Origin of the sequence: Spirosoma oryzicola, assembly GCF_021233055.1 — a bacterium.
GTDB classification, from domain to species: domain Bacteria; phylum Bacteroidota; class Bacteroidia; order Cytophagales; family Spirosomataceae; genus Spirosoma; species Spirosoma oryzicola.
On the sequence record NZ_CP089546.1, the window covers coordinates 14,229 to 30,876 of the forward strand.

The 16,648-nt window shown below is 46.1% G+C and carries 15 protein-coding genes; 4 read left to right on the forward strand and 11 right to left on the reverse strand.

Translation table 11 applies throughout. The features are described from left to right. Nucleotide 1: 1 nt before the first annotated feature. The gene (locus LQ777_RS29825) at nt 2-394 is read right to left on the reverse strand and encodes a barstar family protein (protein ID WP_232564079.1); all 393 of its coding nucleotides are present in this window, start codon (nt 392-394) and stop codon (nt 2-4) included. Between the two features lie 375 nt (nt 395-769). Here LQ777_RS29825 and LQ777_RS29830 point away from each other — a divergent pair, with 375 nt between their 5' ends. Together LQ777_RS29830 and LQ777_RS29835 are read left to right on the forward strand one after the other, a co-directional pair. Next, on the forward strand, nt 770-2,086 hold the full coding sequence (locus tag LQ777_RS29830) for a TlpA family protein disulfide reductase (protein WP_232564080.1): 1,317 nt from the start codon (nt 770-772) through the stop codon (nt 2,084-2,086). Nucleotides 2,087-2,589: 503 nt separating this feature from the next. Next, on the forward strand, nt 2,590-3,243 hold the full coding sequence (locus tag LQ777_RS29835) for a recombinase family protein (protein WP_232564081.1): 654 nt from the start codon (nt 2,590-2,592) through the stop codon (nt 3,241-3,243). Nucleotides 3,244-3,283: 40 nt separating this feature from the next. Here LQ777_RS29835 and LQ777_RS29840 read toward each other — a convergent pair whose 3' ends face one another. Beyond that, nucleotides 3,284-3,721, reverse strand: coding sequence for a DUF1810 domain-containing protein (locus LQ777_RS29840; RefSeq protein WP_232564082.1), 438 nt, complete (start codon nt 3,719-3,721; stop codon nt 3,284-3,286). Between the two features lie 527 nt (nt 3,722-4,248). On the opposite strand from LQ777_RS29840, the gene LQ777_RS29845 reads away from it, so the two are divergent. Both LQ777_RS29845 and LQ777_RS29850 read left to right on the forward strand, forming a co-directional pair. After that, nucleotides 4,249-4,890 carry an AAA family ATPase gene (locus LQ777_RS29845; RefSeq protein WP_232564083.1) on the forward strand — a complete coding sequence of 214 codons (642 nt, stop codon included), beginning with the start codon at nt 4,249-4,251 and terminating at the stop codon, nt 4,888-4,890. Nucleotides 4,891-4,901: 11 nt separating this feature from the next. Continuing rightward, nucleotides 4,902-5,153 carry a hypothetical protein gene (locus tag LQ777_RS29850; protein ID WP_232564084.1) on the forward strand — a complete coding sequence of 84 codons (252 nt, stop codon included), beginning with the start codon at nt 4,902-4,904 and terminating at the stop codon, nt 5,151-5,153. 587 nt (nt 5,154-5,740) lie between these two features. On the opposite strand, the gene LQ777_RS29855 is transcribed toward LQ777_RS29850, so the two are convergent. The 9 genes from LQ777_RS29855 to LQ777_RS29895 all read right to left on the reverse strand — a co-directional run bounded on the left by LQ777_RS29855 (nt 5,741) and on the right by LQ777_RS29895 (nt 16,643). Continuing rightward, nucleotides 5,741-6,457: an HlyD family secretion protein gene (locus LQ777_RS29855; protein ID WP_232564085.1), complete on the reverse strand. Its 717-nt coding sequence runs from the start codon at nt 6,455-6,457 to the stop codon at nt 5,741-5,743. A 7-nt stretch (nt 6,458-6,464) separates the two neighbouring features. Further along, nucleotides 6,465-8,747, reverse strand: a complete 2,283-nt coding sequence (locus LQ777_RS29860) for a peptidase domain-containing ABC transporter (protein ID WP_232564086.1) — start codon at nt 8,745-8,747, stop codon at nt 6,465-6,467. A gap of 41 nt (nt 8,748-8,788) precedes the next feature. Continuing rightward, nucleotides 8,789-9,943 carry a radical SAM protein gene (locus tag LQ777_RS29865; protein WP_255720968.1) on the reverse strand — a complete coding sequence of 385 codons (1,155 nt, stop codon included), beginning with the start codon at nt 9,941-9,943 and terminating at the stop codon, nt 8,789-8,791. Between the two features lie 26 nt (nt 9,944-9,969). Beyond that, a complete protein-coding gene (locus tag LQ777_RS29870) occupies nt 9,970-10,158 on the reverse strand; it encodes a hypothetical protein (protein ID WP_232564088.1) in 189 nt (62 codons plus the stop codon). Nucleotides 10,159-10,179: 21 nt separating this feature from the next. After that, a complete protein-coding gene (locus tag LQ777_RS29875; protein WP_232564089.1) occupies nt 10,180-10,377 on the reverse strand; it encodes a hypothetical protein in 198 nt (65 codons plus the stop codon). A gap of 483 nt (nt 10,378-10,860) precedes the next feature. Next, on the reverse strand, nt 10,861-11,616 hold the full coding sequence (locus LQ777_RS29880; protein WP_232564090.1) for a LytR/AlgR family response regulator transcription factor: 756 nt from the start codon (nt 11,614-11,616) through the stop codon (nt 10,861-10,863). After that, entirely contained in the window at nt 11,582-12,751 is a 1,170-nt protein-coding gene (locus LQ777_RS29885; RefSeq protein WP_232564091.1) for a sensor histidine kinase, read from the reverse strand. The genes LQ777_RS29880 and LQ777_RS29885 overlap by 35 nt, the downstream gene beginning before the upstream one ends. Before the next feature lie 735 nt (nt 12,752-13,486). After that, nucleotides 13,487-15,934: a S9 family peptidase gene (locus tag LQ777_RS29890; RefSeq protein WP_232564092.1), complete on the reverse strand. Its 2,448-nt coding sequence runs from the start codon at nt 15,932-15,934 to the stop codon at nt 13,487-13,489. A gap of 10 nt (nt 15,935-15,944) precedes the next feature. Then, nucleotides 15,945-16,643: a putative HlyD family type I secretion protein gene (locus LQ777_RS29895; protein WP_232564093.1), complete on the reverse strand. Its 699-nt coding sequence runs from the start codon at nt 16,641-16,643 to the stop codon at nt 15,945-15,947. Nucleotides 16,644-16,648 lie beyond the last annotated feature (5 nt).

The window sequence follows — 16,648 nt, forward strand, 5'->3', positions numbered from 1 at the left end:
TCTACTGACCAATCAATCGGATGGTTGGATGGTCGGCAATGATTGCCAGGATAGTGTCAAAATACGTTTCGCCACAGCCACGCTCAAGTGCGCTCAGCTTTTCGTTAAATAACGTTTGATTGTAAGGCGATCCGGGACGCAGCTTTTCCAGATAATACGCACGGGTGGCCTGATAGCCTAAGGCCTCGCGGCTATGGTCCATATTGCGCCAGATAAGTTCTACCGATTGGGCTCCTTGTAGAGCACCATAGCCCCCGTACAGTAAATCATCAAACGCGTCGAGACTAGGGCCGATCCGCCAGTTTTCCCCGATCATAAACACCCGGTTGATCTGCTCATAAAAAGAGGCAATATCGTGGATTGCGTTTCCGTCGATCTCAATCTGTTTAACCATCGTTTTTTTCTAAGCCCATACACACCAGGCTAACGTCTTGTTCGACCAAAGTGGCTTTTTTCTGGGGGCGCTCTCCCCTGATTGAAACGCAATATTCGTGCACCTAATTTTAGAACACGAGAAACAGCCGTCCTTTAAGTGGTTGCCTGATTAGGGGCACAGTTACCTCGCTGACCGATTCATGCCCGTAGCCATAGCCAGGTCTTTGCGCGGGTAACTTATTAATTAGTAAGGCTTAAGTAGTAATGCGTACTATAAATTGTAGTAATGAACTGTTCCAGAAAATTAGCTTACTTACAGACAAATAAAACTGGATGATCATCCGCCGTATCACACATCATTCATAGCTGATATAGCCATCCACTTTTAAAGGATATGAAGCCGCATCTGCTCACGCTTGGTTTGTTCTTTCTGCTAATTGGCTGCCACTCCCAGGAGGAGCAAACCACATACCTCGCCCGAATACCCTACCAGCTCAAAACGGGATATGGGCCCTTCTACCCCAACTTTGATATCCTCCATCCTGAGGATCCACAGGACCCTTTATGGGGTAAGATGTGCCAACCCCTTCGAGGGATTCCAACGAATTGGTCGAGTCGAATGAAGTCCATGATCTGGCTTAATGCCCGTCAATTAGTCTATCAAAATTATAAACAGGGCCGAATAACCCCCGCTAATTTTAAGCGTCTTCAACGGGATTGGAAATGGGTACCCGATACAACCACGTTGACAAATACGCCCATTCACTGCTTTCTTAATGCCGTCAGTGGTTTTGACGAAGATCGGGGACAATGGGCAGTTCTAATCGATACCAACAATGACCTTGATCTGGGTAATGAAAAACCTATTTACCCGCAGTCGATCAAGCCCGGCACAGTGCTGGAAAAGCTGACTGACTTCCAACTTATTCAGTACGAAATCTATCAGAAAAGAGCAATCAAACGCTTAGAGTTGCCGTTGGTAATCAAGCGTATGGGCGATAGCTTTGTCTACCATTTCGCGCAGTATGGGGTGGCTACCCTACAAGTCGGAAACGATACGCATAAACTGTTCATCTCCTCGGGGTTTTGCCGACCTGACTTCAAAGCCACAACGCTTATCGACGCTACGTCCTGTTTAAAGTCAGGAAAAACAGACCCTCAGCAATTGGTGAAACTTGGTGAAACAATCGAGATAGGTGGTATGAGCTACATCAATAAGGGTTTGGATCGATACCATGACTGGCTGGAACTGGAAGGGAGCACAGCCCCTCTACCGGCCACTCATAATTTACGGACAGGTGTAGAATTTCAGCCTTTGGTGGCTAACGATTTTGTTACAGGCAAGCCTTTTTCAACCGCTACTCTAAAGGGAAAATACGTCTACGTCGACTTTTGGGGTACCTGGTGTAAAGGTTGTATTGCCGAAATACCTCACTTGCAGCAACTCTATAAAGAAGTTGACCATCAGCGGGTTGAGTTTGTTAGTATCGCTTGTCACGATTCAGCGAAGCATCTGCAACGATTTCTGAATGATCATCCACTCGGTTGGCCTCAGGTGTTGTCGGACGAAAACAACCCGTTAGTTGAGCATTACCGAGTTAACAGCTTTCCTAGTTCTATACTCATCGACCCACAGGGTATCATTGTAGCACGAGATCTTCACGGTTCGGCTTTAGCCAGCAAATTGAAAGCACTGACAGACTCCAACTAAATTTTGCCCTTTAACGCTTACACAGTTGAGGAAAGCAGTATGGCGTCTGCTATAGAAGTTTTTTACCAACGATGCGAGTCTGGTTCAGCTGGCATAACCAGTTCCTTTTTTTCCGTAGAACAGCTAAGCTAAGAAGTCCGGACCTGCTGTTATAGTTAGATTAGACTTAGGCAGTACCAGGTCAAGGATATTTGAACGCTAGTCATATGCTAACAGTTGAGTACGATATCACGAGCAAGCAAGCTTAATTCGTTGTGAGAACGCTAGAAACACCATCAATCTAACCTCGCCGAGATTGTACTAACGCTGGACATACTATGTCCTATTCAGTCATCACCTTTTGTAACATTTTCACAATGACCGTCGTGAAAATGTTACAGACACTCTATTTTTCCTATATTCGCCCGTGGAACACCTACAAAAGAAAATTTTATGGTAGAGAGGAAAGAAGTTTCATCTTTTGTCCTCTTCTTGACGAGCACTTCCATACGCAGTAAAACAAGATGAAGTATGTCCCCTATTATCGAGTGTCGACCGCAAGCCAGGGCAAAAGTGGACTAGGCCTCTCGGCTCAACAGGACATCGTACAACGTTTCCTCAAAGCAGGCGATGAACTGCTTGACGAATTTATTGAAGTTGAATCGGGTAAACGAGCGGATCGGCCCCAACTAGCCGCAGCCATTGCCCATGCCAAACTCCATAAAGCACGTCTTCTCATCGCTAAGCTGGATCGTCTAAGTCGAAACGTATCGTTTATCTTTTCACTCCGCAATTCCGAGGTGGATTTTGTGGCCTGTGACATTCCGGATGCCAATACACTAACAGTCGGTATTATGGCGGTGCTGGCTCAGCACGAGCGGGAACTGATCGGTGAGCGCACCCGAGCTGCTTTGGCAGCAAAGAAGGCACAGGGGTACAAATTGGGCACGTCCAACATTACACCCGAGATTACCCAGCGAGGTCTAGCCGCCCGCCAGCAGAATGCCCAGACGAATCTGGCCAATCGGCAAGCAGCTGAGTTGGTCCGTCTCTACCGCAAAGAAGGGTTGACCTACCGGGCCATTGCCGAGCGACTGAATCAGATGGGGTATCGAACCCGACGCGGTCAGGAATTTCTGGCTATGAGCGTCAAGCGGCTAGCTGGCTGGCACACTTGAGAAGGCTGACTCTCTAAACCGTGCACCTAATTGACATTCCTTAGCCGTCAGTGTTCTTATTTATCAAAGCAAGGGTTCTCTCATCCGACTCTCCCTCAAAGTATTTATCTAGCACCTCTTGAAAAACAGATTCCGTGGGCTTGGCCAGACTAAACAGCGTCATGCTTGATCTCAGTTTTAGATCGTCAGGACTACCCATGATTTGATAAGCCGTTTTTCCTTCGAGGTCAAGCAGTACCCGGGTAATTTCCACCAGACGGCTGCCCAGGACGGGATGGTTTACGTAGGCTTTGGCTTCCGCCAAATCTTGTATAGCGTAATAATGTGCAGTCTGACTAAAACCTAAGCCAGCTATTTGTGGGAAGATGTACCACATCCAATGGGTTTGCTTACGCCCCCGGCAGATCTCGGCCAGAGCATCTGTGTAGGTTGACTGCTGAGCGTCGAGAAAGCGGTTTAAGTCAGCATGAGTTTGCATAAGTATAGGGGCTTGATCAAAAAAGCACAACCGATAAGCTTTTGTTGCCAGTAAGCCACTCAACTGATTTTTTGGCCATTTAACGCTGAAAACGAAGGAGGAAGACTACCCCCTATTTCTTTTCACAACCCGGACTGATAGCCTAAGTTTGTTAGTTTCAGATTTACAAATTATTTAGTACTGACTAGATCCTCATAGTGGTTGGAAGCTCTATAATAATACTGTCTTTTACGTACAAAGCGACAGGCTATACGCGCAGCAGATCATCCTATTCAAGACTACGTTACGATCATAGCGTAGCCTTGTAAAAATGCATTCCTTATCCATATTGTAAATAAAATTCTAATAGCCAGTGACTTGCCTTTAAAGAAATACAGAAATAATGAAACGTGGTTTCCTGTCTTTCTTTATTTCTGTATTTACACATTGTCGTATAATCGTGTTTCTTTACTTCTTTAAATACAGAAGTACGCTTTTCTTTATTTCTGTAATAGAATACCTTTGCCCACCCAGCAACTAAATACAACATGATTCTTTCAGTAACCAGTCTTAAAGGGGGAGTAGGGAAGTCAACGATCACACAAAACCTTGCCGTTTGTTTTGCCCACGCTGGCTACAAAACATGCATCTGTGACGTCGATACAAACCAGAGTGCCATTCACTGGTCAGGCTTACGACCGGAAGACGCCCCCGCTATCCCCGTCTTTGGCTGGCCAGACGGTATTGAGCTTTCCAAAAACGTTAAGCTCATCAGTAAAGATTACGAGATCATTCTCATCGATGGGACCCCGTCGCTGAATAAGCTTACTAGCAAGATCATTCTATTAGCTGACCTATTGCTGATACCGATTCTGCCCAGTGGCTTGGACATATGGGCAACCCGACAGTTTCTGGAACGCTATCAGGATGCCGAGGCTGAGAAAGAAAAAAAGATACCGGCTTATTTTCTGATGAATCAGTTCCAGCCTGCTACCAATATGAGCAAGGAGGTAATGGAGGTCTTGCAGGACGAGCCGATTCCAGTTTTGTGTACAACCATCAAAACGCGTACGGCCTATCGGGAAGCCGTAGTTAAAGGGTTAGGAGTGATCGAGTACAAAGATGAGAAAGCAAAGCAGGAAACAGTGACGTTATTTAATGAGCTAACGAATATCATTCAAAATCTTTAATCGATACAGCAATGGCTAAGGAGAAATTAGGATTAAAGAACAGCCTGGGTCTCAGTCCCAAGGTTGAGATCAAGAAGTCGGAGATTGACGTTGAGCAGACAGAAAAGGCGGTGAAGGAAATTCATTCGAAGAAGCCGGAGGTGCATCGACTAACCATTGATCTGCCGATGGATTTGTACAAAGCAATGAGGATAAAAATTCTGGGCGAGAGTTCGGTTCGCGATCACATCATCAAGCTAGTCAGCGATGATTTAAAGAAATAAAGAAATGCACAAATAAAGAAATCTGTAAAAAAGCATTTCTTTATTTGTGCATTTCTTTACACATCGATACCCACTACAAATCAATATTTTAAGCGAAGTACAAAACTTTTTTTGATAACCTTATTGCTATAATCTTTCGGATTACGCAACACATATTTATCAACGAAATACCATTCATCTTGAGATGGAGGCACACTGTGCCGGTATATTGGCCAAGATCAGGTGACCCGGCTTAATCCGTATTTCATTCGATTCTGTAAAATATGGGTTACTGGTTGAGTTTATCCATTGTTCGCTTTGGGGGCTGACTATGTCTTAACCTAACAAGACAATTATCGATTGATCAATTAACAGGTTACCCACCTGTTTTCTGCACAACAACCGTGCGGCTGTCGAGAAACATTCATTCCCACTAATAAAACACTAGCAATTGCCGTATCACAGCTAGTACGGATACGATGTGTATGTGTCGCACCAATTGTCAATGTGTAGCGTAGCCCGCATTAGCTAGTACTACGCTGCTGGCTGCCAAATGAGGAGACAGCAAATGGGGTGTTGATGGTGGAAATCTTATTATTCCGAAAAAGTTAACGCAAATCAATCATCCGTTGAAGAAGCTTTTTCTCATCGAGCATGACTTCAGCAGTCCCCCTGAGCTCTGGCTGAAGGGGTAATTTTTTATTTAGTGTTGTCATTAACCCTTTACTCAACTGCACGTTTACTCGATAATGTTGGTCAATGGAAACAGGAATGAAAGAGGTAATAAAACCTTCCAGATACCCAAATTCATTCGTTGGATATTCGTCGAGTCGAATCAAGACGTGCTGCCCCGCCTTTATTTTACCAGAGCCACGAATTGGTAACCGGATTTGCACTTCATAACCCGACACCTCTTGCGGCATAATTAGAATGGTTGACAATTTTATTTCCTTCTTACTGCCCCGCAAGATGTGCACCTTTCCTTTCACCGTGCTTCGGTAGGCGACCTGACTGTGATTTGTAATATTCTCCTCCAGTAAAACGGTATCACCAATCTGAACAGACTGCCCGTTTCGAACCATACAACGGTAGTCAACATTTACATCCGACTTATACCAGCTTATCCTGAAAGGTTGAACGGTTGCGCTAACAGTTACGGGTGCCGAGATGGTGTCGGGAAACCGAATCAGATATGAACATGCTAGCAGAATCAGGAAGACAATAAACATGGCCGAGATTCCCCATCGCACAACCCAGTGGGGAACATAGCCAATAATTTCCTGAATTTCGTCGCTTAGGACGATGTGAGATGGCTGTTGCGGCATAGAATTCTCAAGCTTCCGCCAGTTCAAGTTGGTTCTTTACTAATTCGTAGTAGTAGCCTCGCTTGGCAACTAGTTCCAGATGAGTTCCTCGTTCTCGAATCATGCCGTTATCGAGTACGATGATTTGATCCGCCTTGCGTACCGTACTTAGTCGGTGCGCAATAACCAGCACGGTGCGATTTTCAAAAAATTGTTCGAGATTAGCCATAATAGCGCGTTCATTGTTGGCGTCCAACGCACTGGTAGCCTCATCGAAAAAGAGATACTTCGGATCTTTGTAAACCGCCCGGGCGACAAAAATCCGCTGGCGTTGGCCCCCACTCAATCCAGCACCCGTATTCCCGATTTTCGTCATGAAACCTAGTGGTAATCGCTTGACAAAATCGTGAATTGCCGCTACCGAAGCAGCTTCAACAAGCTTAAGTTCGTCAATCCGTTCGCCATCAACCGCAATGTTGCGGGCAATAGAGTCAGAAAAAACGTATCCATCCTGCATCACCGATCCGCAATTGTTACGCCACATCTTAGCGGATACGTCGTTCAGATCGTTACCATCAACCCGAATTTCCCCCTCTGTTGGAGGATAAAACTTAAGTAACAGTTTCAATAACGTTGTTTTGCCACTACCACTACTACCGACGATAGCGGTGACTTTTCCTTTTGGGATGTGTAGACTAATGTCTTTCAGCACATAGGCCGAATGGGGTCCACCGTACCGAAACGAAACATTGTTCAAGGAGATACCTGCTTCTTCAGATTGAGCATACACACTTACCGGAGTAGGTCCGGTATCATGAGGGCGCCGAATAGATAATTTCCCAATCGTTAATTCTTCATCAATCTCTTCATCGGGTCGATTGTGAATTTCACTTAGTCGTTCCAGACTGATTTTCGCATCCTGAATGCTTCGTAAGAACTGTAAAATCTGGCTAAGCGGTCCGTTCATCTGCCCCACGATGTAGGAAATGCTAAGCATCATTCCGAGCGTCATATCATTTTGAATGACAGCCGAAGCGGCCATGTAGGAAATGAGAATGTTTTTGAGTTGCGTGAAAAACGTAGATCCTATTTCCTGATATTGCTCCAGAACCAGTCCCCGGATGTTGATCTTAAATAGTTTTGCCTGAATTCGCTCCCACTCCCAGCGTTTCGACCGTTCGCTGTTGTGTAATTTGATTTCCTGCATCCCCGTGATTAATTCATACAGGCTATTCTGATTATCACGCAATCGTTGAAACCGTCTGTAATCCAGCTCTTTCCGATGCTTCAAGAAAAGTAACACCCAGGCAATGGATAAGCCACTACCCACCAGAAAAACAACCAGAAGACTAGTGTCGTAAAGGGCAAAGACAACAGAAAAAATAATGAGGTTTACCAGAGAGAACAGTGTATTCAGAGTAGACCCCGTTAAAAAGGATTCAATGCGATGGTGATCGTTAATACGCTGAGAAATGTCACCAATGTTTTTTGTATCGAAAAAGCTGATGGGCAGCCGCATCAGCTTGATCAGGAAATGAGAAATGATCGTAACGCTGATTCGCGTATTAATATGAAGTAGAATCCAGTTTCGAATAATATCAATGACTGTACTACCTACAAACAGCAACAGTTGAGACAATAAGATGAGGTGAACAAAGTCTAAATTATGGCGGTGAATACCATAATCAACTAAACCTTGCGTCAGGAAAGGGAATAGCATCGCCAACAAACTGCTGAACAACATACCAAGCATAATCTGCACCAGATAGCGACGGTAAGGCGTCAGGTAGTTGAGCAAAAACCGGAATCCTTGTGTTTTCTGAGTCTCCGGCTCTTGCTGCTCGTAAAAGTGGGGTGTCGGTTCAAGCAGCAGGGCCACGCCTTTCTGGTCGTGGGATGAAATCCAGCACTTACGAAACGTATCGCGATCGACTCGAATCAGGGCGTGGCCGGGGTCCGCTACCAGAAATTGGGTTTGTGTTTTAAGAAAAGGTATCAAACCCAACCAAGACGTTCCCGCTTCGTAAAGCACGACGAAATGCTCCTGATTCCAGTGCAGAATGCAGGGCAATGGCGCTTCATTAATTACCTGGTCATACGTTAACTTTACCATTAACGTCTTGAAACCAATCTTTTCAGCGGCTTCACTAATGCCTAACATACTGACTCCTTGTCGAGTGATATACGAATTCGCTCGCAAAAAATCCATGGAATAATCTTTCCCGTAGTGAGCCGCTATCATCTTCAGGCAGGTTGGCCCACAATCCATGTAGTCCAACTGCCGGTAATACTTATACGAGCGTGCTTTCATTGGTTGAGCAGTAAAATCGTTATTTCAGCCAGGCAGATTAGTTACTTGTCAGCAAGCACCAGAAGCGCTTCCTCGTATGAGATTGGTGCCAGATCCGCTTCCTGACAAATCTCGTCCGGTAAAAACGTGTAGACGCGGTTCTGAATATGGGTAATGAGTTTAAGTAGATCCCAGCAGTACACAGATGGGTTATTAAAGCCACTTTGCTGACTGTAGCGGTGAGAAAGAAAGCCTCCTCCGCAAACAGCCACAATAGGACATTTCTGACAAACTGGACTTAGCTTCTGGTGGCTGTTTCGATGTAGTGACAGAAGTTCTTCTCCCAATGCGTCAATCAGCTCATGCGTATGGACATTGACGTTGGTTTTCGTAAAGTTCGGGCCACAGATCTTTAGCATATCGGATGGTTCGATCCCGCCGTTCGTTTCTACTACTATGTACTCATTATTGCCCGTGCCCCACCGTTCCGACGTTACTTCACGACCTATAATCAACGAAATCAGCTGATCGAACATCCGGATTCGAGGTCGCTTGCTGACCATAAACCAGCGGTCGAAGATCTGAATTAACCAATCAGCGTACGACGTATCGCCAGGTGAGATGCGTAGGGGAGGGTGATCGAATGTGGCATCGGGAAGCAGGAAATCAAGTACATCGACCCCAATGGATTGAAAATAGTCGTAGACCTCAATGGGATCGGTTGTTGGATCAATGACTATCAGCACACCAGGCTGGTTTATCAACGAGTCGGACTCCAGGGCGTATCGCAGCCCTCGTTCGGCTGCTCGAAAAGAGCTATTTCCCTGATGATCCAACCGGTACCGATCATTTATCGGAGCTGGTCCATCCAGGCTGATACCCAGCCGAATCCCTAAACTACCCAAATGCCGACACCAGGCTTCGTCCAGTAAGACACCATTCGTCTGCATGAAAAAGCGAGGTTCTACCTGTGGTGGCAATACTACACTGGCCTGTCGAACGAACTGCTCAAAGAATTGTTTTCCCGCCAAAAGCGGCTCCCCCCCATGAAAGATAAAATCAAAGGTTGTGATTCCATAGTTAGTACCGTGGGCTTTTACCCGCTGTAGCAATGCATCACGAACGAAGTCATCCATACGCTTTGGTTGGCGTCGGTATGAGTCATCACCAGCATTGTACATATAACAATAGGTACAATTCAGATTACAAAGACTCACTACTTTAACGATGGCCCCTTTAACGATCAAGGTTTTAGCAGACGGTTAGAAGTAGTTGTTGGATCATCTTTATCCTGTCCGCCCCCATATTCGGTCCAGTTACCACCCCGAACGTCATCACCATTGATCTTCTGGTCTTCCTGATCGAAATGATCCAGTGCTTTTTTGACCACTTCTTCGTTTTTTGGAGCTATTGAAAATCGTTTATTGTTCATGGCTTTATAAGTCATTAGTTTTTACATGAAATCAAGTAAGATGGACGGATTTCGGAGTTGAGATTCCTGTTCTGTGTCATACAATGGCGTGTACTCTTTGTCTCCTCCGCGTATTTGCTGCGCTTCCTGCATACTAATCACATCGCCAAACGTATTTTCCAACTCTGCTCGTTTGCCCGTTTCGAAGCGTCGTTTCCAGAAGTCTATTATCGTTTTCATAAGTAGTTTTTAGGACAAGAGAAAGGTAAGATGACTTAACTGGAACCGAAATTTTTTTCGACTAAGGCAACCCATTCTTCGACCAACTAGGTATCAACTGATATCTTCGAATTACCCATTGTCGACGAATCCACTTAAATAAAAACTCGGTTTAAAAAGAGCGACTACTCTTCTCAAACCGAGTTTTTATTTAAGCTAACCTTGGAACGTCAGCCTTACCTAATAACCTGTCGTTAACATTGTTCCTGTTCGCTGATTGTTGCTGGCACTTTTGTTGTCCAATAAGCTGATTGTTTCTTTTTTAAGTTGTAAGGAAGAAAGTACAGATGTGGTTTTCATAATAAGAAGAAGTTTTAAGTCTTTATATAAATAACAGGTTAAAGATTGGGTTAATAAATAGTAAAAGAAAATAAATTCGACCAATTACCTATTTTGATAGATAGATGTATAATAAGCCGCTATGTAGTCAACTATCAAGAGCAGCTAATCTTTTGTTATATCTTTAATGGAATCCCGGTAACTGATACCGATTGGAATTTCTTTCTTGTTGATGGTTTCAATTGTATTCCCATTGACGGCTCGGATAGCTGATCGTCGAACGATATAGGATCGGTTCACTCGGATAAATTCATTTTCAGGAAGAAGCCGCTCCATCCGACTCATCGTTATATGAGTAATTACCAATTTATCAGATAGGAAAATCTTCACGTAGTCTTTCATTCCTTCTACATAAAGAATGTCATCTGTGTTTACGTTGACCATTTTCTTATCTTCTTTTACCCACAGAAATTTATTGTTACGTGCGGGATTATCTTTTTTGACACCAGCGGCAGGCTCGTTTACAGGAGCAGGCTGCGCAAATGGCGTTGCGTTATTTATTCGGTCTCGTACACGATTTATGGCTTTTAGAAAACGGTCAAAGGGAATCGGTTTCAGTAAATAATCGGTCACATCATATTCAAAACCTTCTAAAGCATAACCAGGGTAAGCAGTTGTCATAATCACCTGCGGACGGGCTGCAGTAAACGATTTTAACAATTCGATGCCTGTCATTTCGGGCATATCGACATCCAAGAAAATGATATCTGGCTGCTGATTATGAATGACAGCAATTGCTTCAATGGCATTGCTGCTTTCGCCTAGCAGTGACAACGTTGGTACGCGGGCCACAAATTTTTTAATCAACTCCCGGGCTAACGGTTCATCATCCACGATAAGGCATGTTAGTTCGCGTTCCATCAAGTAATAGGGTTAGATCAACGGTATAAGTGATTGGCGTTTGCTGAATCTGCAATTGGTGCCTGTCTGGATAGAGCAGTTCTAGACGGCGTTGGGTGTTCGTCAGACCGATTCCCCCTACCTTTGGTAACGAACTCGATCGTGCCTGTTGCCGGACAGCTGGCTTACTGTTCCGGATAAGAAAATTAAGAGAATTGTCTTTGATCCGTAAATCAATGGTTACCCACGATTCACGGATGGTAGCATTGATGCCGTGTTTAAAGGCGTTTTCAACAAACGTGATCAGCACAAGCGGTGGAATCAGTAGGTTCTCGGCATCGCCTTCTATCTGCAATAAAATGGATGCACTGTCACCATGTCGGATTTTTTCTAAATCTACGTAATCTTTTAAAAAATCTATTTCCTGCTGAAGGGTCACATAGGCCGTTCCTGCTTCGTACAACACATACCGCATGAGACTGGAAAGCTTAAGCAAGATGGTAGACGCCTGCTCATCCTTGTCAACAATCAAAGCATAAACGTTATTGATCGCATTAAAAAAAAAATGTGGATTAACTTGAGAGCGTAGAAAATTGAGCTCCAGTATTAGATTGTCTCGTTCAAGTTGGGTTGTTTGATTTCGGGTAGCCAAGACGTCTTTCATGAACTTAATACTAATGGGTATAATCGTATTTAGCATAAAAGACCAGTTCAGAACAAAAACTGTCCGGCTAACTAATCCACCAATGAGCCCAGTGTTACGATATATTTCTGCTACTCGATGGATACCTGAAGATGTGCCTAATAACCGATCGGTTTCAACAAATATAAAGTAATTGCCGAACGAGTTGATCACATATACGAAAAGGACATTTATCAACAAAATCAACCATTGTTTCTGGTATATCTGAGGTAGCACATAGTTAGCCACCCAGTAAAAGATCATGCACATAAGGCTTAGATTACCTACCGTTAGCCATAAAACAGCAGATCCTCCAGTCGTTGAGCTTTGATTCACCCATTCATACTGAGCGAAAATAAACAAAAACAAAACAAGCCATAAGAGCAGATGAGCCCCTAAACGCCACCAGCCATTGGGGTAAAAGGTGTCTTTTTCGTAAAGCTTCTTCTCCAGCGTTTGTGGGGCAGTTGACATGTAACAACAAGGTTCAGAATGATATAAATCGATTGATTTCTCGAGAAGCCTTTGCTAAGTAATCATTCGATTTCACCAGCAGAATACATTGGATAACCGCAATTTATAGCTTTCTAAGCGATAAGCTCTAGGGAAAAGGATCTTAACCTCAAACCTTACTGTAGTCAACCCTTCCCCGGAAAACGAAGCCAATCCAACGCAGAAAGTTCGGTCTGACGATCGATACCGCGCTCTTTCAGTGTCTTAAAGACGGGCGCAACGAGGGCCGTTAAATCGGCCGAAACCTAGACGGTTGGCTGCTGCCACCATTTTTTCGCTTCAACAACGCGAGCCATGTGCACAAGTTGCCGAAGTAAATCAGAAGCAAGGCCGAGTCTACAATTGGAACTGAAGCGCTACAGCATAAGCAACATTGAAGTGCGTGTCCCTTAAACTTCGTCTGTTACGCCAGATGGAGAAAAAAAATTAGCTAATCCTGTTGGTTGCGGATCCGAACCTCGACAGGCAAATGCGTCAAAGCAAACCAGCGCTGCGGAAGTAGCCATCTCATTATTTAATAGATAACACAAATAGTAAAAACCTTCGGCCTCACAGTTCACTCAGCGAACCAACCGCAGTCGCGGAGGGTACCGAATGACTCGGAGGCCGGAACGGGCACTGAATGAAGACTACATAACCCCTACGTTTACTACGAGAGTGATCTGGTAACTGAGAGAAGTGTAGTTTTTGATAAAATCAGTTTAGAGCAGCCTCCAGGATGGGACGATTCTTGACGTACTTGTCCAGCCAATTATTCATTTCGTAAAGCGTGTGTAAAACCGATTCTTTAGCGGAGTAGCTGTGGCTTTCAAGTGGTAACTGCACATACCGTACCGTTCCACCATTGCCTTTAACAGCATTAAACAAGCGTTCGCTCTGTAGGGGAAATGTTCCTGCATTATTATCGGCTTCTCCATGTAAAATCAGCAAAGGCGTTTTAATCTTGTTTGCGTACATAAATGGCGACATACGCATATATACATCCGGCGCACCCCAGATCGTTCGTTCTTCAGTCTGAAATCCGAAAGGCGTTAGTGTTCGATTATACGCACCACTCCGGGCAATACCAGCCGCAAACAAATTGGTGTGAGCCAGCAAATTGACCGTCATAAACGCCCCGTACGAATGGCCACCAATTGCAATCCGGTTTTTGTCGGCGATATTCCGTTTGACCAGTTCCCGTACCAGCGCTTCAGCACCAGCAGTTAGTTGCTCGACGTACGAATCGTTCGGCTGAGTATCACCCTGGCCGATAATGGGAAGGTCGGGGTCATCCACGATGGCGTATCCCTGCGTCAGCCAATACAGCGGACCAGCCCAGCCCAGCCGCGTAAACTGATAAGGTGAATCTTTTACTTGTCCGGCAGCCTCGGCATTTTTATATTCGCGTGGATAAGCCCAGATTAGAGTTGGCAAAGGCCCTTTTTCAAGCGAATAGCCCGCAGGCAGATACACTTTCGCAGTGAGCTTTACACCATCGTTGCGCTCGTAGGTCAGCAACTCCTTGCGGATGTCCTTTAGTGCCGGGTACGGGTGCGGGAAGTTTGTCAGCACCGATTCGGTTTGCTGGCTCAGGTTCCGTAGCACATAATTGGCGGGCGAGCTGACCGATTCTCGCCGGATCAGCAGTTGATTGGTTACGGGGTCCAGCACGTCGACAAGGGTTTCGTAGTACGGTGCCTGCGACCGCCAGAGTTCACGCTGTTCTTTACCCCCAATACTTACCTGATTGACAAATGGCCGCTTCCCATCCGGCGACGCGCCGTCGCCGACAAAATAAAGCCAGCGATTGTCGGGGGTTGTCAGCAACACCTCGCGTCCTGCCTGATTGTATTTTGCCAGCGGGTAGCCTGGATGTTTGTATACATCTTCGGTATTCAGATCAAACAGCAGCCGGGCCTGGGCACTGGTGTCTGCCGGATTCAGCAGCCACATTTTCTGGTTCCGGGTCTTCCACCAACCTTCGGCGATCATTGCCAGACTATCGGTTCCCCAGCTGACCCACTGAAAGCGACCGTTCAACGTTGCCAGCCGTCGAGGGTTTGTAAAAGGGGCCGGTAAGAGATACACTTGGTCACGGATTGTCGTCTTTTTCGCCGGATCACCGCCGTCCTGCGCTTCGGCATAGACCAACGTAGCCGGCGCATCGGCTCGCCAGCTGATGGCACGCATGCCCTGCCGAACAGCGTCGAAGCCAAGCGGCAGAGTTTCCATAAGCGGAATGGCTGTAAGTCGTTTGACGGGTTTTCCAGCTGCGCTTACTATGTCAATATTTTTTGGAAAGTTGGCATAAGGAGTTAAGTACGAATATGGCTTGTGTAGTTGTACGGTTAGCAGGTACCGCCCATTGGGAGAATAGCTGAAGCTAGTCAGGATGCTGGTTGGTAAAAGCTCATGCACCTCCCCCGTTAGGGTTACGCTGACCAACTGGGCCGACAGATAATAATCAAACAACGCTTCGTCGTACGGATTTTTCAGCAGATCCTGGTACGTCCGGGCTGGTGCTTTTTTCCCAAGGCTTTCCTGCACAATGGGCCCTTTCGGAACGTTGGTAGGTTGCGGGGGCGCTTTTCGCTGATGATTGATGACTTTGACGGCCAATGAACGGCTGTCGGGAGCCCATTGAAACGGTTCGCCACCAATCACGTCATTCAAACCACCGATCAGCCGACGCGCCTGCTGCCGAACGACATCGACCATCCATAGTTCGAGCTGCGCGGGCTTAAGCAATACGAAAGCAAACTTCGTTCCGTCGGGCGACCAACTCAAATCGGTGAACCGCCCCGCCGGAAACGCCCGAATAGGAACTAACTCCGAGGTTTTTGTCCGTTTGAGGGTTAGTTTTATGTAGCTCCCAACCCGACTCTGTCCGTTATTGACTGGGTTAATCCGCAAGCCCCCTAACCGCAACTCTGGCTCGGCCAGGTCAGCGATGCCAGCCATTGCTGACCGTTCCAGCAAAAGCATGTAATCGTTCTTAGGCGACAGTTTCACGCTGGGAGTGGGCGGAGCCAGTAACAGGTCAGTCATTTCGGCCGGCGGTGTCTGGTAGGTTGGTCCTTCCTGTCCCCGGGCGATCGCTGATAGCATGAACAATCCGATCAGAAAGCCCACTCGTTTCGGCGAGGTAGCATGCGTTATCATAGAGCGTAGCTTAGATGATGTCAAAAATCCGACTTAACAGGCTTCGTTGACTGGTCAGAATACTGGCCTTCCCCCGGAGGTACGTCCGGCTATTGATTGGCTTTCCCTGCTGCGTAACCAGACCGTTCTGCAATGAAAAGCGGATATCGTAATAGCCGTTTACTTCCAGGGGGGAGATTGTCTCCACAGAAGCCAGCAGCGAACCAAACTCCCGATGTGGATAAGCATCTAGCTGGATAACCACCGGCTGCCCCACACCCACTTTCCCTGATCCCTCAACAGGTAAGTCTCCTCGAATCCGGTACGGTGCGTCGATCGGAACAATAATCGCCAGTGTTTCTCCCGCGACAACCTGATTTTTGCTATCTAGCCGACCCATCAGGTGGATCGTTCCCGCAATGGGTGCCCGAAGGGTATCACCCGTCGTCCAGACCCAGAGGGCTGCGTGCGGGTTCACCCGTGTCCGATCCTGAATGATCATCTGCCTGACCTGCGCATGAGCAGGTGCGGTGATTGTTACCGGTTTAGCATAGGACTCGATGACCACTTTAGCCGTAACCGTATCCGGGTAAGCAATGTAGGAAGCGCCTAAAAGGAGAGCAACAACGATCGTGAGCAGGATCGTAATGCCCCAGCGAGTGAGCCAGCTGGGGGTCCGATGCATAATGTCCTGCATCTCCTCACTTCTGATTTCGGGCTGTATAGGCATGGTTG